This window comes from Amorphoplanes digitatis, from assembly GCF_014205335.1.
GTDB classification, from domain to species: Bacteria; Actinomycetota; Actinomycetes; order Mycobacteriales; family Micromonosporaceae; genus Actinoplanes; species Actinoplanes digitatus.
This window is the reverse complement of sequence record NZ_JACHNH010000001.1, coordinates 8,849,121-8,866,762: the sequence shown is the minus strand read 5'-3', so window position 1 is coordinate 8,866,762 and position 17,642 is coordinate 8,849,121. Positions and strand designations below refer to the sequence as shown.

General features: G+C 70.7%; 16 protein-coding genes. 12 read left to right on the top strand and 4 right to left on the bottom strand.

Annotation, left to right across the window (positions count from 1 at the left end; translation table 11 throughout):
- Window positions 1-99: 99 nt before the first annotated feature.
- A complete protein-coding gene (locus BJ971_RS39255) occupies window positions 100-567 on the bottom strand; it encodes a DUF5318 domain-containing protein (RefSeq protein ID WP_184998331.1) in 468 nt (155 codons plus the stop codon).
- Window positions 568-731: 164 nt separating this feature from the next.
- Between BJ971_RS39255 and BJ971_RS39250 the strand changes: the two genes are divergently transcribed.
- Both BJ971_RS39250 and BJ971_RS39245 read left to right on the top strand, forming a co-directional pair.
- A complete protein-coding gene (locus BJ971_RS39250; RefSeq protein ID WP_184999338.1) occupies window positions 732-1,328 on the top strand; it encodes a PadR family transcriptional regulator in 597 nt (198 codons plus the stop codon).
- 20 nt (window positions 1,329-1,348) lie between these two features.
- On the top strand, window positions 1,349-2,428 hold the full coding sequence (locus BJ971_RS39245; protein ID WP_184999337.1) for an inositol-3-phosphate synthase: 1,080 nt from the start codon (window positions 1,349-1,351) through the stop codon (window positions 2,426-2,428).
- A 73-nt stretch (window positions 2,429-2,501) separates the two neighbouring features.
- Here BJ971_RS39245 and BJ971_RS39240 read toward each other — a convergent pair whose 3' ends face one another.
- Both BJ971_RS39240 and BJ971_RS39235 read right to left on the bottom strand, forming a co-directional pair.
- Entirely contained in the window at window positions 2,502-2,960 is a 459-nt protein-coding gene (locus BJ971_RS39240; protein ID WP_184998330.1) for a methylated-DNA--[protein]-cysteine S-methyltransferase, read from the bottom strand.
- A 30-nt stretch (window positions 2,961-2,990) separates the two neighbouring features.
- Complete coding sequence (locus BJ971_RS39235; RefSeq protein WP_184998329.1) at window positions 2,991-4,421, bottom strand: CCA tRNA nucleotidyltransferase; 1,431 nt, start codon at window positions 4,419-4,421, stop codon at window positions 2,991-2,993.
- A gap of 49 nt (window positions 4,422-4,470) precedes the next feature.
- Here BJ971_RS39235 and BJ971_RS39230 point away from each other — a divergent pair, with 49 nt between their 5' ends.
- The 8 genes from BJ971_RS39230 to BJ971_RS39195 all read left to right on the top strand — a co-directional run bounded on the left by BJ971_RS39230 (window position 4,471) and on the right by BJ971_RS39195 (window position 13,571).
- Window positions 4,471-5,370, top strand: coding sequence for a hypothetical protein (locus BJ971_RS39230; protein WP_184998328.1), 900 nt, complete (start codon window positions 4,471-4,473; stop codon window positions 5,368-5,370).
- Window positions 5,371-5,455: 85 nt separating this feature from the next.
- Entirely contained in the window at window positions 5,456-7,225 is a 1,770-nt protein-coding gene (murJ, locus tag BJ971_RS39225; RefSeq protein ID WP_184999336.1) for a murein biosynthesis integral membrane protein MurJ, read from the top strand.
- A gap of 177 nt (window positions 7,226-7,402) precedes the next feature.
- On the top strand, window positions 7,403-8,947 hold the full coding sequence (locus tag BJ971_RS39220; RefSeq protein WP_239087868.1) for a protein kinase family protein: 1,545 nt from the start codon (window positions 7,403-7,405) through the stop codon (window positions 8,945-8,947).
- A 45-nt stretch (window positions 8,948-8,992) separates the two neighbouring features.
- On the top strand, window positions 8,993-9,724 hold the full coding sequence (gene sigM, locus BJ971_RS39215) for an RNA polymerase sigma factor SigM (RefSeq protein ID WP_184998327.1): 732 nt from the start codon (window positions 8,993-8,995) through the stop codon (window positions 9,722-9,724).
- Complete coding sequence (locus BJ971_RS39210; RefSeq protein ID WP_184998326.1) at window positions 9,721-10,794, top strand: RsmA family anti-sigma factor; 1,074 nt, start codon at window positions 9,721-9,723, stop codon at window positions 10,792-10,794. The genes sigM and BJ971_RS39210 overlap by 4 nt, the downstream gene beginning before the upstream one ends.
- A 144-nt stretch (window positions 10,795-10,938) precedes the next feature.
- Entirely contained in the window at window positions 10,939-11,898 is a 960-nt protein-coding gene (gene trxB / locus BJ971_RS39205) for a thioredoxin-disulfide reductase (RefSeq protein WP_184998325.1), read from the top strand.
- A gap of 16 nt (window positions 11,899-11,914) precedes the next feature.
- Entirely contained in the window at window positions 11,915-12,238 is a 324-nt protein-coding gene (gene trxA / locus BJ971_RS39200; protein ID WP_184998324.1) for a thioredoxin, read from the top strand.
- A gap of 181 nt (window positions 12,239-12,419) precedes the next feature.
- Entirely contained in the window at window positions 12,420-13,571 is a 1,152-nt protein-coding gene (locus BJ971_RS39195; protein ID WP_184998323.1) for an N-acetylmuramoyl-L-alanine amidase, read from the top strand.
- A 45-nt stretch (window positions 13,572-13,616) separates the two neighbouring features.
- Here BJ971_RS39195 and BJ971_RS39190 read toward each other — a convergent pair whose 3' ends face one another.
- Window positions 13,617-14,285 (bottom strand): GNAT family N-acetyltransferase, encoded by a 669-nt coding sequence (locus BJ971_RS39190; RefSeq protein ID WP_184998322.1) that lies wholly within the window; start codon window positions 14,283-14,285, stop codon window positions 13,617-13,619.
- Between the two features lie 199 nt (window positions 14,286-14,484).
- Here BJ971_RS39190 and BJ971_RS39185 point away from each other — a divergent pair, with 199 nt between their 5' ends.
- Together BJ971_RS39185 and BJ971_RS39180 are read left to right on the top strand one after the other, a co-directional pair.
- The gene (locus BJ971_RS39185; protein ID WP_184998321.1) at window positions 14,485-15,786 is read left to right on the top strand and encodes an aminotransferase-like domain-containing protein; all 1,302 of its coding nucleotides are present in this window, start codon (window positions 14,485-14,487) and stop codon (window positions 15,784-15,786) included.
- A gap of 8 nt (window positions 15,787-15,794) precedes the next feature.
- Window positions 15,795-16,757 (top strand): D-alanine--D-alanine ligase family protein, encoded by a 963-nt coding sequence (locus BJ971_RS39180; RefSeq protein ID WP_239087869.1) that lies wholly within the window; start codon window positions 15,795-15,797, stop codon window positions 16,755-16,757.
- Window positions 16,758-17,642: the final 885 nt, after the last annotated feature.

Sequence of the window (17,642 nt, the reverse complement as noted above, 5' to 3'; positions counted from 1 at the left end):
TCTCCGCAGCCGCCCTGTCGGATGTCAAAATTGACCGACTGCGGCGCTGGATGCCCGTATCGGTCAGGATCGTGCCCACGTTAGCGTCGTTGAGACCAATCACTGTCGGCCCTCCCGGCGATGTGACGACGACCCTGTCTCGCGGTGGCGGCCCGAGGCGGACGAGGCAACGGCCCCGCCCTGGTCCAGTTCGTCGGCTTGAAGCGCGTCCCGGCCGAGCACGTACTGCTCGATCAGGTGGTTCCACGCGCAGGATTGGCACACCTCCACCACGAACACCTGAAACTCACGCAGCGTCATCGCCAGTACCGGCAGGTCAGCGAGCCTGTGCGCCTGCCCGGCGGAGTGCTTGAGCTCATCGCCGTAGATGTAGTGGACCAGGGTGAGGTTGTCGCGACGGCAGACCGGGCAACGTTCATCGGTCGGCTCGCCATGGAACCTAGCTGCGTTTTTCAGGTACGGCGATGCGTCACAGACCTCGAGGGTCCCGACCTTGCCGTTGTGCACGTCGCGCAGCAGCGCTCGCTTCTGAAGCGAGTAGTCGACGACCTGCCGCTGCGTGCGCATGGCGAAGAGAGTACGCGGTCAACACCCGTACGGCGACAGCCATCACACAGCGTGGCGCGACGACTCCACAACCATGCCCGGCCTTGCGGCGAGGCGCAACCCGATCTACGGTGACGATGTATCGGGCCGATACATCGTGCGAGACAGGTAAAGGGGTGAGCACGTTGTTGGAACTCGCGATCCTCGGCCTGCTCCAGGAATCCTCGATGCACGGCTATGAGCTGCGCAAGGAGCTTGCCACCAAGCTCGGCACGATCCGCGCCGCGATCAGCTACGGCACGCTGTACCCGACCCTGAAGCGCCTACAGACCGCGGGCTGGATCGGTGCTGCCGAGACCCCCGACAGCGAGATCATTCCCCCCTTGACCAGCCGCCGTGGCCGGGTTGTCTACAAAATCACGGCCGAAGGCAAGGAACGGTTCGCCGACCTACTCGCCCAGGCGGGCCCGGAGACCTACGACGACGCCGGCTTCGGCGTGCATTTCGCCTTCTTCTCCCGGACCGACCGGGCGACGCGGCTGCGGATCCTGGAGGGCCGCCGCCGCCGGATCGAGGAACGCCGGGAAGGCCTGCGCGACGTGCTCGCGCGCGCCTCCGACCGCCTCGACGCCTACACCCTGGAACTGCAACGCCACGGACTGGATGCGTGCGAGCGCGAGGTCCGCTGGCTGGAGGAGCTCATCACCAACGAGCGCTCCGGCCGCTCCCCAGCAGGGGAGACACCCCCCGAAGACCCGCGTCCGCATCAGGACCGGCCGTGATGAACAAGGAGGCAAACGCGATGGGCTCCGTCCGCGTCGCCATTGTCGGTGTGGGTAACTGCGCCTCGTCCCTCGTGCAGGGCGTGGAGTACTACCGCGAAGCCGACCCCAACGACCGCGTCCCGGGTCTCATGCACGTGACCTTCGGCGACTACCACGTATCCGACGTGAAGTTCGTCGCGGCGTTCGATGTGGACGCCAAGAAGGTCGGCATGGACCTGGCCGAGGCGATCGTCGCCAGCGAGAACAACACGATCACGCTGACCGATGTCGCGCCCACCGGCGTGACCGTGCAGCGTGGCCCGACCTTCGACGGTCTCGGCACGTACTACCGCGAGATCATCGAGGAGTCGTCCGCCGAGCCGGTGGACGTCGCGCAGGCGCTGCGCGACGCCGAGGTCGACGTCGTCGTGTCCTACCTGCCGGTGGGCTCCGAGGAGGCCGACAAGTTCTACGCGCAGGCCGCGATCGACGCCGGTTGCGCGTTCGTCAACGCCCTGCCGGTCTTCATCGCCTCGGACCCGGTCTGGGCGCAGAAGTTCACCGACGCCGGCCTGCCGATCGTCGGCGACGACATCAAGAGCCAGGTCGGTGCCACGATCGTGCACCGCGCGCTGGCGAAGCTGTTCGAGGACCGCGGTGTCGAGCTGCTGCGCACGTACCAGCTGAACTTCGGCGGCAACATGGACTTCATGAACATGCTGGAGCGCAAGCGCCTGGTGTCGAAGAAGATCTCCAAGACCCAGTCGGTGACGTCCCAGATCCCGCACGAGATGTCCAAGAGCGACGTGCACATCGGCCCGTCGGACCACGTGCCGTGGCTGGACGACCGCAAGTGGGCCTACATCCGGCTCGAGGGCCGCAGCTTCGGCGACACCCCGCTGAACGCGGAGCTCAAGCTCGAGGTGTGGGACTCGCCGAACTCGGCCGGCGTCATCATCGACGCGGTCCGCGCGGCGAAGATCGCCAAGGACCGCGGCGTCGGCGGCCCGATCCTGTCGGCGAGCTCGTACTTCATGAAGTCCCCGCCGGTGCAGTACAACGACCACGACGCGAAGAACGCGGTCGAGGCCTTCATCAAGGGCGACATCGAGAGCTGAGTCGGCGCCAGCCGACAGAGAGACCGGGTCGCCTCGCGGCCCGGTCTCTTCGTGTGAGCCTCACCACAAGTGATCAGCCCCAGGCCCGCTCCAGGGCGACCCGGGCCTCCAGCTCGAGCAGGTGCCGCTTGCGCGGGAGCCCGCCGCCGAAGCCAACCATCTTGCCGCCCGCGCCGACCACCCGGTGGCACGGGACGATGACCGGCACCGGGTTGTGGTTGCACGCCGTCCCCACGGCACGGGCCGCGCCCGGATCGCCCAGTGCGGTGGCGATCGCGCCGTACGTCAGCATCTCGCCGTACGGAATTCTGGCGATCTCGCCCCACACGGCCCGCTCGAAATCGGAGCCGCCGCGCAGCTCGAACGGCACGGTGAAGTCCGTCAGCGATCCGGCGAAGTAAGCGGCCAGCTGCTCGACGGCCGGGTGCCCGCCCGGCTCGCCGTGGCTTGCGCCGAACCGCACACCGATCACGACGTCGCCGTCGAGCCTGACGCCGAGCGGTCCGATGGGTGACTCCACGAGCAGCTGCATGACTCCGATTCTGCCGCGTGGGTACGACAGTCAGGAGATGTGGCCGTGCTCCCGCGCCCAGCGCCAGAGCTCGGCCTCCGCCTCGTCGCGGTCCAGCGGCCCGCGGTCCAGGCGCAGCTCCTTGAGGAAACGCCAGGCCTGGCCGACCACCGGCCCCGGCGGCACGCCGAGCAGCTCCATGATCGCGTTGCCGTCCAGGTCGGGCCGGACCCGCGCCAGGTCCTCCTCGGCCTCGATCCGGGCGATCCGCTCCTCGAGCGCGTCGTAGTCGGCCGACAGGGCCGCGGCCTTGCGCCGGTTGCGCGTGGTGCAGTCGGAGCGGGTCAGCTTGTGCAGGCGGGGGAGCAGCTCACCGGCGTCGGTGACGTAGCGGCGCACCGCCGAGTCGGTCCACTCGCCGCGGCCGTAGCCGTAGAAGCGCAGGTGCAGCGCGACCAGGTCCACCACGTCGGACGTGACGTCCTTGGGGAACCGCATCGCCTTCATCCGCTGCCGGGTGAGCCGGGCGCCGACCACCTCGTGGTGGTGGAAGCTGACCCGTCCGTCGCGGCCGACCGCCTTGGTCGCGGGCTTGCCGACGTCGTGCATCAGCGCGGCCATCCGCAGCACGAAGTCCGGGCCGGCGTCGCCCTCGAGCCGGACGGCGTTGGAGACCACGATCAGGGTGTGCTCGTAGACGTCCTTGTGCTGGGCGTGCTCGTCGATCTCCAGCTTGAGGCCGGAGATCTCCGGGATGAACCGGTCGGCCAGCCCGGTGTCGACGAGCAGCCGCAGCCCGGCGATCGGATCCAGCCCGCAGAGCAGCTTGGTGAACTCGTCGCGGATCCGCTCGGCGGTGATCCGGTCGAGGTCGGCGGCCATCTCGGTCATCGCCTCGGCGACCGGCTTGTCCACTGTGAACCGCAGCTTGGCCGCGAAGCGCGCCGCGCGCAGCATGCGAAGCGGGTCGTCGCCGAAGGAGAGCGCCGGCGAGTCCGGCGTCTTGATGACCCCGGCGGCCAGGTCGTCCAGTCCCCCGAACGGGTCCGTGAAGTCGTGGCCGGGCAGGCTGACCGCCATCGCGTTGATCGTGAAGTCCCGGCGGCGCAGGTCGTCCAGCAGGTTGTCGCCGTAGCGCACGACCGGGTTGCGGGTCAGCCCGTCGTAGGCCTCGGCCCGGAACGTGGTGATCTCGAGCCGCAGGCCGTTCTTCAGGATCCCGATCGTGCCGAAGTCCCGGCCGGTCTCCCAGATCCCGTCGGCCCAGCCCTTGACCAGCGCGAGCGTCTGCTCCGGCAGGGCGTCGGTGCAGAAGTCGAGGTCGTCGCCGAGCCGTCCGAGCAGAGCGTCCCGCACCGACCCGCCGACGAGGTGCAGCTCATGGCCGGCGGCGCCGAAACGGCGCCCCAGCTCATCGGCGACGGGTGAGACCCGTAGCAACTCCGCGACGGCGTTGCGTTGGGCTTTAGTCAACTCAGACATGGGACGACCAGGGTATCGGTCGTGGCGGTCCCCGAGCGCAGCGGGCAGGATGGTCAGCGTGCCCGTTTCCGAGGCGCTGCATCGCCTCAGCGAGGACCCCCGGTTCTGGTCCTTCCTGTTCGTGAACGACGGCGCGTACCCCGACACCGACCCCGCCGAGGTCCGGGTCAGCCTGCCGGTCACCGGTGGCTACGGCCTCGTGCTCGACATCGACCTGGTCACCGGCGAGCAGACCCTCGGCCTGCGCGTCCCGTCGAGCAACGATCCCGTGCAGCTCTGCTCGGCCGAGCCGGGACGGCCCGCGCCGGCCGCGCTGCGCTGGCACGAGCTCGAGCTCTGCGCCCGGGTGATCGCCCTGGAGGATCCGACGCTGCCGCACCCCGGCCTGGTCGTGGCGTTGTTGTCCCCGTTCGCGCCGGCCACGCCCGACGACGACGGTGACGCGGTCGCGGCCGTGCGCGAGGCCGCGTACCGGTCGCTGCGCCGGGAGGTGCACCCGGTCACGTCCGGCGGTCCCGAGCAGGCGCCGCTGCCGCTCTTCGCCTCCGACGACTGGTGGCCGCGGCCACCGTCGCCGTCGCCCCAGGTGATCGACGAGGCCGCGATCGCGGCCTACACCGCCCCGGCGTCCGTGCGGCTCGAGGTCCGCGGCGGCTCCCGCTTCCCGCGCGAGGACCTGGCCGAGCTGGTACGGCGGGCAGCGCAGCGACTGTCCCGACTCCCCGAGGAGCGGTGGTACGCCCAGGTACGCCCGCTGGCGCGGCGGATGGCGGACACCGGCGACCTGGGCCCGGTCAAGGATCTCCTCGGGGTGCTGACCGAGGCGGGCTGCGACCACCCGACCGTGCTGGACGCGCTGAGCGAGCCGATCGTGGAGGCCGAGGCGTGCTGGATGGTGGAGACGCTGGCCGGCGCGGTGCCCGGCAGCCTGCGGCGGCGGCAGCCCTAGACGCGAGGTGGATCATGGTCGGACGGCACCCCGGGCACGTCCTGGCTAGGGTGGCGTCTGTATCCGCACCCCCGTGGAGGTCTTGGTGAACGGCGGCCTGTACCGCAGCGCGCACTCCGCGAGCGACGGAGACCCCGAGCGGTCCGACGGCGCGATCCTGATCTCGGTCGACGGCTCCCCCGGCACGACCGCCGCCGGCGACCAGGCGTTGCCGCCGGAGGACGTCCCGCCGACCGGCGGCGGCACCGAGGGCGGCAGCACCGCGGGCAACAGCGCGATCATGGCGGCCGGCAGCATGGTCAGCCGATTGATCGGCTTCGTCCGGAACATGCTGATCGGCATGACGCTGGGCGCCGGCATCGGCGACGCCTACACCAGCGCCCAGTTCCTCCCGGGTCAGATCTACGAGCTGCTGCTCGGCGGGATCCTCTCCAGCGTGCTGATCCCGCTGCTGGTGCGGCGGCGCAAGGACGACCCCGACGGCGGCCAGCTCTTCACCCAGCGGCTGCTGACCTTCGCCATCGTCGCGCTCGGCATCGCGACGGCGCTCGTCGTGGCCGCGGCGCCGTGGATAACGGCGATCCAGGCGAGCAACAAGAGCACCGAGGCGTACCAGGACCTGGTCACCGCGTTCGCCTACCTGATCCTGCCGATCATCTTCTTCACCGGCCTGTCCGCGATGATCGGTGCGGTGCTCAACGTGCGCGGGCACTTCGCCGCGCCGATGTGGGCACCGATCCTGAACAACCTCGTGGTGATCGCGACCTGCGGCGTCTTCATCGTGGTCTTCGGCACCACGAAGGGCTTCCAGCCGGAGGACATGACGCCCGGCCGGATCATCCTGATCGCCGGCGGCACGCTGCTCGGCATGGTCGCGCAGGCCGTCGGCCTGCTCCCGGCGCTGCGCAGGGTCGGCTTCGCCTGGCGCTGGAAGTGGGCGCCGCGTTCGCTCGGTCTCGGCGAGATCGGCCGGCTCGCCGGCTGGATGCTCTGCTATGTCGGCGCCAACCAGCTCGCCGTCTTCGTCGTGGTCCGCAAGCTCAACGCCGTCTCGGGCGGCAACAACGCCAGCGTGCTGGCATTCAACAACGTCTACCTGCTGACGATGATGGCCCACGGCATCATCGGCGTCTCGGTGATGACCGCGCTGCTGCCCAAGATGAGCTCCGCCGCCGCCGACGGCCGCTACGCCGATGTCAGCGCCGACCTGAGCCGCGGCATCCGGCTCACCACGACGGCACTCGCCCCGATCGCCGTCGCGTACGGCGTGCTCGGCGTGCCCATCGCGGTCTCGCTCTTCCAGGGCGGCGCCTTCACCGACAAGGACGCGTTCGCCACCGGCACCGTGCTGACCGTTGCCGCCTTCGCGGTGATCCCGCTCTCGATCAGCTACCTGTGCACCTATGCCTTCTATGCGCTCCAGGGCAACAAGACGGTCGCGCTGATCAATGTCCCGGTCGTGCTCGTACGCATCGCCGGCTACGTCGTCCTCGCCGAACTGCTCTCCGAGTCCTTCGCCGCGGCCGGCATGACCGCCGCCAACGCGATCTCGTACCTGCTCTCGGCGCTGATCTCGCTCGTCGTACTGCGCCGCCGGATCGGCCGGCTGAACCTCGGCTCCGTCGCCAAGGCGCTGCTGAAGGTGCTGGTGGCCGCCCTGGTCGCGACCGGGGCCGGCCTGCTCGTCGTGTTCCTGCTGCCCGGCGGTGACACTCCCGGGCGATTGACAGCGGCGCTTCAGGTTGTCGTCGGCGGCGGCGTGATCGTGCTGGTATACCTCGGGACGGCGGCGCTGCTGCGGGTTCACGAGGTCAGTCAGGTGGTCGGGATGGTGCGGCGCAAACTCGGCCGCTGACGTTGTGGAAAACCTGTGGATAATTCTCTGATCAGGTACTTTTCGGCCACCGAGCGGCGGAAACGTTCCTGGCGAGCGGCCTCGGACGGGTACGGCACCAGGGGTTGACCTGTGGGCCGCTGGTCCGGTGCGGGTAAGGTCGTGTGCGACACGTGCGGACTCACCGAGGGAGGACGGGTGACCCAGGTCGGCGAAGGCCACGAGACCGCGGCCGATGAGGCCGGACCGGTCATGACCTTCGGTGCCCCCACCGTCGGTGAGATCCTGGCCGAGCGGTACCAGCTCGAGGAACACGTCAACAACGACAGCGCGGGCCGGCAGGTCTGGCGCGGCATCGACGTGATCCTGCGGCGCCCCGTCGCCGTCGTGCTCCGATACCCCGGCGGCGACTCCGCTGCCGAGATGCTGCAGGCGGCGGTCGACGCCAGCCGCGTCATCCACCCCAACCTGGTCGGCGTCTACGACGCGATCGACGAGGGCACCCGGGCCTATGTCGTCCGGGAGTGGGTCGACGGCGAGGCGCTGCGCGAGCTCGTCGGGCAGGACGGTCCGATGGACCCGGCCCGCGCCACGTCCATCGCGCACTCCATTGCCGACGCGCTGGCGGCGGTCCACGCCACCGGCATGGTCCACGGAAACGTGCACCCCGGCACCACGCTGATCGGCGACGACGGCCGCGTCGTACTCGCCGACGCGCGGGCCGACTCCGCCGACAGCACCGAGCGCGACGTCCGCTCCGTCGGCGGCATCCTCTACTACGCGCTGACCGGCCGCTGGCCGCACGCCGAGATCGGCCGCTCCCGGCTGCCCGACGCCATGCGCGACGCCAACGGCGTGATCGCCGCGCCCCGGCAGATCCGTGCCGGCGTCCCGGCGTACCTCGACGACCTGACGATGGACCTGCTCGACAAGCGGGTGGTGGCCCCCGAGGCCGACGCGCTCGCCGCCGAGCTGGCCCGCCTGGACTCCGCCGACGACGACTACGAGGATGTCGGGCCGCTGCGGTTCGCGCAGGGCAGCGCGGCCGAGCCGGTGCGCAGCACCCGCAAGATCATGATCGGTGTCGGCGCGCTCGCCATCATCGCGGTGATCGGCCTCATCTTCGGCATCAAGGCGATCAGCGACTCGGGCTCCGAGAAGCCGCCGGCGACCACCCAGGCCGGCAACACGCCCCAGGACGACACGGGCGACGACACCGGCGACGGCGGCACCGAGAACGAGGCTCCGGCCGCGGCGCCGACGAAGATCCCGCTGACCGCCGACATGGTCCGCATCGTCGACCCGCCGAACGGCGACCGCACCGACGAGGGCGAGGCCGCCTTCACCGTCGACAACGACGAGGACACCGTCTGGCGGACCTCGGGCTTCAACCAGTCGAAGATCTACAACAAGCCCGGCATGGGTCTGCTGATCAACCTCGGCACCCCGCGCACGGTGAGCGATGTGCGGGTCGAGACCTCACAGCCCGGCATCGCGATGGACATCCGGACCGGCCCCAGCGATCCGGGCAACAACTCCAACGGCGACGACCAGATCGTGAAGACCTACAAGAAGCTGGGCGACGGCGACACGGAGAAGACCAAGGGCACCAACGTGGTGTTCCCGGTCTTCGATGAGACCCAGAAATACCAGTACATCATGGTCTTCATCACCGATCTGCCGCGCGACACCGACGGCAAGTACCGCGCCGAGATCAGCAAGGTCGAGGTCTACGGCAACTGACAGCGCGGTCAACCGCCTGTCGCCCCTCTCGGCTAGATTGCTGGCGTGACCCCCGGCGACGCGCAGCCCGACGCGACCGCTCCGGCCGACAGGCCCGATCGGACCGACGCGGAGCTGCTGCGCGCCCACGTCGACGGTGACCCGCAGGCGTTCAACGAGCTGGTCCGCCGGCACCGCGACCGCCTCTGGGCGGTGGCGCTGCGGACCATCGGCGACCGCGAGGAGGCCGCCGACGCGGTGCAGGACGCGCTGCTGTCGGCGCACCGCGGCGCGGCCCGGTTCCGCGGCGACTCGGCGGTCACGACGTGGCTGCACCGCATCGTGGTGAACGCGTGCCTCGACCGCATCCGCCGCCGCCAATCCCACCCCACCGTCCCGCTGCCGGACGGCCGGCACACCGACGACGGCGGCGCGGGCGGACCCGAGCCGGCCGCGCCGGCGCAGGACCACGACACAGCCCTAGTCGTGCGCGCGGCCCTTGCGGCGCTGCCGGTGGAGCAGCGCGCGGCGCTGGTGCTGGTGGACGTTCAGGGCTACCCGGTGATCGAGGCGGCCGAGATTCTCGGGGTGGCCGAGGGCACGATCAAGAGTCGCTGCGCCCGCGGCCGCGCCCGGATGGCCCTGTCCCTCGGCCACCTGCGCACCGGCTCCGACGAACCGCCGGGCCGGGGAGACGGCGGTCACGCGGGGAACCGGACGGCCACCGGACGCGTCCCATCCGGGTCGGGAGCGGCAGCGCAGCACCCGTCCGCGCCTGACAGAGGGGACAAGCAGTGACCGGGGCAGAGTTCAGCGGGGTCGATGTCGACCTGCTGGCCGACTATGTCGGCGGCGCCCTGGACGGCACCCCCGACGAGGCCGTCGTCACCGCGCTGATCGCGGAGGACCCCGCCTGGCACGACGCTTACGCCCTGCTCTGCGGCGGCGTCGAGGCCGTCAGCACCGAGCTTCGGACGCTCGGCTCGACGCCCGAGCCGATGCCCGCCGACATCTTCGCCCGGCTCGACGCCGCCCTTCTCGAGGCCTCGGCGACGCGGGGCTCCTCGCCGGACGCCGGCACGGGCTCCGCCGACAGCACGCAGGGCGCCCGGCACGACCCGGTCGATGCCGACGACCCTGGCGGCGCGAGGGTCATCGCGATCGGCACGGCCCGCGAGCGCGCCTCCGGTCGTGGCACGGCCGCGCCCGGTGCGCCGGCGAGCGACGGTGCCACACCCGATCAGCGTCCGGTCGCCGTACCGTTCGATGCCCGCCGGAGGCGGACGCGCCGCCTGCGGGGGGCCGCCGGTGTCGGAATCGCCGCCGGGGTGCTCGCGTTCGCCGGTTTCGGCGCTCAGCAGCTTGCCGTTTCGACGGACTCGCAGACCGCCTCGTCCGCCGGATCGGCGGCGGACCGGGCGGCGGACCAGGGGGCGCCGCAGTCCGCGGAGCTGGCCGTGCCCGGAGTGCCGCCGATGCAGATCACCGAGTCCGGCCTCGACTACCGCCAGGCAACGCTCGGCCAGGCTGGCGCGCACACGCTTGCCGCGCCGAACGCGTCGGACGCCGACAAGCTCGACGGTTCGCGCAGCAGCGCGTCGGCACCCACCGCGAAATCCGAGACGACCGACGCGCTGAGCCGGCTGCGGGTCCAGGCGGCGCTGATCGCCTGCATCGACGCCATAGCCGACAAGAGCGGCCTCGCACCGATCACCGCCCAGTCCGTCGACTTCGCGCGCTACGACGGCGCGCCGGCCGTGATCATCCAGTTCGCCGCCCCCGGCGGCAGCTGGGTGTGGGCGGTGGGTCCCGGCTGCGGCGCGTCCGGAGTCGGCGCCGACAAGCTCGGTTCGGTGCAGGTAGGCTGAACAGACGCCGTCCCGTCCTCCGTGAGGTCGGCCACGTATGCCCTCCCACACATGCCGTGACGCGTGGGAATGCGCCCTCATACGATGACGTTCCAGCACCCGATGGCGCCGGTGGATCGGCGAAACCAGACTGAGGAGTCGGCAGTGGACGAGGTCCGAAACCTGATCATCATCGGCTCGGGTCCGTCCGGTTACACCGCGGCGCTCTACGCGGCCCGGGCGAACCTCAATCCGCTGGTCATCGAGGGTGTGCAGTCCGGCGGTGCCCTGATGACCACCACCGAGGTCGAGAACTTCCCGGGCCACCCGGACGGCATCATGGGCCCTGAGCTCATGGACAACATGCGCAAGCAGGCCGAGCGTTTCGGCGCCGAGTTCATCACCGACGACGTGACCCGCGTCGAGCTGGCCGGTAAGCAGACCGAGGCCGGCACCGAGGCACTCAAGACGGTCTGGGTCGGCGAGACCGAATACTTCGCCCGCGCGGTCATCCTCGCCACCGGCTCCGCCTGGCGCCCGCTCGGCGTGCCCGGCGAGCAGGAGCTGCTCGGCCACGGCGTCTCGTCCTGTGCCACCTGTGACGGCTTCTTCTTCCGCAACCAGCACATCATCGTGGTGGGCGGCGGCGACTCCGCGATGGAGGAGGCGACCTTCCTCACCCGCTTCGCCGAGACCGTGACGATCGTGCACCGCCGCGACTCGTTCCGGGCAAGCAAGGTGATGGCGCAGCGCGCGCTGCACAACCCGAAGATCAATGTCGAGTGGAACAGCACGGTCGAGGAGATCCTCGGCGCCGACGGCAAGGTCTCCGGCGCCCGGATCCGCAACGTGCAGACCGGCGAGACCAAGGTGCTCGACATCACCGGCGTCTTCGTCGCCATCGGACACGACCCGCGCAGCGAGCTGTTCAAGGGCCAGATCGCGCTCGACGACGAGGGCTACGTGAAGGTCGAGCACCCGGGCACCCGCACCAACGTCGCCGGCGTCTTCGCCGCCGGTGACCTCGTCGACCACACCTACCGCCAGGCCATCACCGCCTCCGGCACGGGTTGTGCCGCCGCGCTCGACGCGGAACGCTTCATCGCCTCGTTCGTAGAGCTGTAATCAGGAGGAATTTCCCGTGGGAGCAACCAAGGCGGTCACCGACGCCACCTTCGTCACAGACGTACTTCAGTCCGACAAGCCGGTGCTGGTGGACTTCTGGGCCGAGTGGTGCGCGCCTTGCAAGAAGGTCGACCCGCTGCTCGCCGAGATCGCCAACGAGATGGGCGACAAGGTGCAGATCGTCAAGGTCAACATCGACGAGAACCCGGAGACCGCCCGCGCCTACCGGGTGATGTCCGTGCCGACGCTGACCATGTTCAAGGGCGGCGAGGCGGTCAACTCCGTCGCCGGCGCCAAGCCGAAGGGCGCCCTGGTAAGCTTCATCGAATCGGCGCTCTGACCTGCGCTTATGCCCCGCATCCGCCCGGATGCGGGGCATTTGCTCAACCGCGTGACGCCCGGTCGACACGACCGTGAATCCACGTACGGGGCGTACCTCGCCACCCGGCCGATCCGGGCGCCGAGGAGTACGCTCCGGAGGTTGCCGTCTGCTCTTCCCCTCAGTCGTTAGGGAGCCGCCCGTGCGTTCGATCCGACGTGGAGACACCGGACCGGCCGTGGAGGAGATTCAGTCGATCCTGGTGGGCCTGGAACTGCTTCCGGCGATCGGCGAGGACTTCGACGAAGCCACCGAGAACGCCGTCCGCGCCTTCCAGCAGAGCCGCGGCATCGGTGTCGACGGCATGGTCGGCTCGGAGACGTGGCAGGCGCTCGACGGCGCGCGGTGGAAGCTCGGCGCCCGCACCCTCTACCACTCGGTGCCGACGTCGCTGGTCGGCGAGGACGTCCGGGCGTTGCAGGAGCGGCTCCTGGAGATGGGCTTCGACAGCGGGCGCGCCGACGGCATCTACGGCCCGCGCACCGCACGGGCGGTGGCACAGTTCCAGCGCGAGGTCGGGCTCACCCCGGACGGCTCCTGCGGCCCGCAGACCATGAAGGGCCTGCGCCGGCTCGGCCGCAAGGTCGTCGGCGGCCGCCCGCAGTGGCTGCGCGAGGCCGAGGCGTTCCGCCAGTCCGGTTCCAGCCTGGTCGGCAAGACGATCGTGATCGACCCGGGCCACGGCGGCGCGGAGGACCTCGGTGTCGTCGTGCCCGACGGTCAGCTGCGCTGGACCGAGGCCGACCTGGCGTTCGACATCGCCACCCGGCTCGAGGGCCGGCTGCTCGCCGCCGGCATGCGCGTGCACCTGACCCGCGGCCCGTCGCCGGTTCAGCCGATGACCGGCCAGGAGCGGGCCGCGCTGGCCAACAGCCTCGGCGCCGACCTGCTCATCTCGTTGCACCTGGACGGCCAGCAGACGACGACGGCCGACGGCGTCGCCAGCTACCACTACGGCACCGGAAACGGCGTCACGTCGACGGTGGGCGAACGGCTCGCCAATCTGGTGCAGCGCGAGATCGTGGTGCGCACCGGGATGCGGGACTGCCGCATCCACTCCAAGACGTGGGAGCTGCTGCGCCTGACGCGCATGCCCGCCGTACGCGTGGATCTGGGTTATCTGACCTCGCCCATCGACCGGGAGCGGCTGATCGATCCGTCCTTCCGCGAGCAGATCGTCGAGGCGATCCTGGCGGCGGTGCAGCGGATGTACTTCCCCGTCGAGGCGGACGTGCCGACCGGCTCGATCGACGTGCGGCAGCTACGCCTGGCGCTCGCCTCGCGCAACGCCTGACCAGACCCGAAACGGAAACGGTGGCCTCCGGGCCACCGTTTCTCGTCAGCTCGGTGTCGAGGTCGTCGCCGCCGCCGGGCGGACCGGGCGCAGCAGGGTGTCCGGGCTCATCGAGCCGAGGAGCTTCTCCAGCGCGTACTCGACGTCGGACTTCCACGACAGCGCCGTGCGCAACTCCAGCCGCAGCCGCGGGTAGCGCGGGTGCGGGCGGACCGTCTTGAAGCCCACCGAGAGGAAATAGTCGACCGGCGCGACGCAGCCCTCCGCCTCGCCCTCGCCGGCCTCGCCGAACTTCGCGTCACCGAACGCCTCGATCGCCTTCACGCCGCGCTTGGTGAGATCGCGGGCAACGCCCTGCACCAGCATCCGCCCGAGACCGCCGCCCGCGAACGCCGCCACCACGTGCGCGGTCATCAGCAGCGCCGCGTCGGCCGAGACCGGAGACGTCGGAAACGCCATCGAACGCGGAACGTAGGCCGGAGGCGCGTACATGACGAACCCGGCGGGCATGCCGTCGACGTATGCCAGCTTTCCGCAAGACCCCCATTCGAGGAGGGTCTGCGACACCCAGGCCTCCTTCTCGAGACCAGGATCACCCGACGCGCACGCGCGCTCGGCGGACACCGGATCGAGCTCCCAGTAGACGCACTGGCGGCAGGGCCGGGGCAGGTCCTCGAGCGTGTCGAGCGTCAGGTTGACGAGGCGTCGCGACATGCGGGACCCCCTGAATATCGGCGGACTTTCCGGACTCGAAGCACGGTCCCGTTCACATGCTTGTCCGCGCCCCCCGAGGGATACTACGCCGCAATGGGCCTTAACGGGAGCGCATCGGTGCTTATCCACAGGCACGGGAAGGCGCCGGGCGCCTAGCATGTACCCCAATGTGTCCGACGATCTTTCGAGGTGAAGCCGCATGACCGGCACTACTCAAGACGACTACACCGAACGGTACGCGCGGCGGGTCCGCGGCATGACGACATCCGAGATCCGCGCCCTATTCGCCGTCGCCAGCCGCCCCGAAGTGGTGTCGCTCGCCGGCGGATCGCCGTACATCGCGGCGCTGCCGCTGGACGCGGTCGGCGACATGATGGGCCGGCTCGCGTCCGAACTCGGCACGACAAGCCTCCAGTACGGCATCGGCCAGGGAACCATCGAGCTGCGCGAGCGCATCTGCGAGGTCATGAGCCTGTCCGGCATCGACGCGTCGAACGGTGCGTCCCCCGACGACGTGGTCGTGACCGTGGGCGGTCAGCAGGGCATCGATCTGGTGGCACGGCTGTTCCTGGACCCGGGCGACGTGGTGCTCGCCGAGGGGCCGACCTACGTCGGCGCACTCGGCGTGTTCCAGGCAGCCCAGGCACAGGTACGGCACGTGGCAATGGACGCAGACGGCCTGATCCCGGCGGCACTCGAGGAGGCCGTGGTCGCCGCAGCGGGCCGCGCCAAGTTCCTCTACACGATCCCGACCTACCAGAACCCGGCCGGCGTCACGCTGACGGACGCTCGGCGCGACGAGATCCTCGACATCTGCGAGCGGCACGGGCTGCTGGTGGTCGAGGACGACCCGTACGGGATGCTCGGCTTCGAGGGCGAGGCGCCGCGGCCGCTGCGCGCCCGCCGGCGCGAGGGCATCATCTACGTGAGCACGTTCTCCAAGACCTTCGCCCCGGGCCTGCGGGTCGGCTGGATCCTGGCGCCTCACGCCGTACGCGAAAAGCTCGTCATGGCCAGTGAGGCGAACATCCTGTGCCCGAGCGCGTTCGCGCAGGGCGCGGTGACGCAGTACCTGTCGACGATGCCCTGGCGCGAGCAGATCAAGTCCTACCGCGAGATCTACCGGGAGCGCCGCGACGCGCTGCTCGAGGGCCTGCGCGACCTGATGCCGGCGGGCACCACCTGGACGCGGCCGAAGGGCGGCCTGTTCGTGTGGGCCACGCTTCCGGAGGGCCTGGACTCGAAGGCGATGATGCCGCGGGCGATCGCGGCCCGCGTCGCCTACGTGCCCGGCACCGGTTTCTACGCGGATGGGACCGGAACCGGCCATATCCGGCTCAACTTCTCGTTCCCGCCTCCGGAACGGATCCGTGAGGGCGTACGAAGGCTTGCCGGGGTGATGGAGCAGGAGCTCGCGATGCGCGCGGTCTTCGGACCGACCACCACCCACCGCCGTCGTGGGCACGCCGGTGCCGACACGCCCGGCCCCGACTTGGCATGATCACCGCCATGGGTACGCCTTCCGAAACGCACGTCCTGGTCCTGGCCGGTGGCCTGTCCTACGAACGCGACGTGTCGCTGCGCTCGGGCCGGCGGGTGCTCGACGCCCTCCGCGCCGCGGGCCTGTCGGCGGAACTCCGCGACGCGGACGTGTCGCTGCTCCCCGCCTTGCAGGCGGATCCGCCGAGCGCGGTGGTGATCGCCCTGCACGGCGCGACGGGCGAGGACGGTTCGCTGCGCGGGGTGCTAGACCTCTGCGGAATCCCGTACGTGGGCAGCGGCGCTCGGGCCTCCCGGCTGGCTTGGGACAAGCCGTCGGCGAAGGCGATGCTCCGCGAGGCCGGTATTCCGACGCCGGACTGGGTGGCGCTGCCGCACGACCGGTTCTCGGAGCTGGGTGCGGTCGCGGTGCTGGACCGGATCGTGGAACGGCTCGGGCTGCCGCTGATGGTGAAGCCGGCGCAGGGCGGCTCCGGCCTGGGGGCGGCGGTGGTGCACGAGGCGAGCGACCTGCCGGCGGCGATGGTGGGCTGCTTCGCGTACGACTCGACGGCGCTGGTGGAGCGCTTCGTACCGGGTACGGATGTTGCGGTTTCGGTGGTGGATCTCGGGTCCGGGCCTCAGGCGCTGCCGGCGGTGGAGATCGTGCCGCGGGACGGGGTTTATGACTATGCGGCTCGTTACACGGCGGGGCTGACTACCTGGCATGCGCCGGGGCGGCTGTCGGAAGGGGTCGCTGACGCGGTGGCGGCGGCGGCCTTGGCGGCGCATGGGGCGCTTGGGCTTCGGGACCTTTCGCGGGTTGACCTGATCGTCGACTCGGACGGGCGGCCGCATGTGCTCGGGGTAAATGTCTCTCCGGGGATGACGGAGACGTCGCTGCTGCCGCTGGCGGTGCAGGCGGAGGGACTCGACTTCGGAAAGATGATGGCGACGTTGGTCGGGCGGGCCGGCGCACGCGGGGTCGGCTGAGGGTGTAGTTCCGGACCGCGGTCCCAGGCCCCGGCCTCGGACCGCGGTTCCGTGTCACGGCCTCGGTCATAGCCCCGGACCGGACAACGGGCCACGGCCTCGTGTTGGTCGGGCGGGCTTACGCGCGCGAGGTTGACCGAGCGGCGCAGTCCCGGACCGTCGTCCCGGGGTCACGGCCACAGCCACGTTGGTCGGGCGGGCCGGCGCGCGCGGGGGTTGGCCAAGCAGCGCAGCCTGGGACCAGGTTCCTGGGGTCACGGCTTCGGGCGATCGCCTAGGCCCACGATCCTTGGAACGCTGCACACGGGCCACGTTGGTCGGACGGGCCGGCGCGCGGGGTCGGCTGAGAGGCGCAGTCCCAGAGCACGGTCCCGCCCCTCAGCCTCGGACCGCGCGCGGTGCCGGGCCACGGCCTCGGTCAGCCTCGAACCGAACCACGGGCGCGACCGCTGATCGGGCGGGCTGGCGGGCGCGGGTTGGCCGAGAGCCGCAGTCCTAGACCACGGCCCGAGCACCCAGTCCCGGACCGCAGTGCGGATCACGGCCTCGGGTCAGCCTCGGACCGGACCACGGGCAGGACTCGTCGGTCGGGCAGGCTGGCGCGCGGGTTGGCCGAGAGCCGCAGTCCTAGACCACGGCCCGAGGACCCAGCCTCGGACCGCAGTGCGGATCACGGCCTCGGGTCAGCCTCGGACCGGACCACGGGCAGGACTCGTCGGTCGGGCAGGCTGGCGCGCGGGTTGGCCGAGAGCCGCAGTCCTAGACCACGGCCCGAGCACCCAGCCTCGGACCGCAGTGCGGATCACGGCCTCGGGTCAGCCTCGGACCGGACCACGGGCGCGACCGCTGATCGGGCGGCCTGGCGGCGCTGGTTGGTCAAGAGCC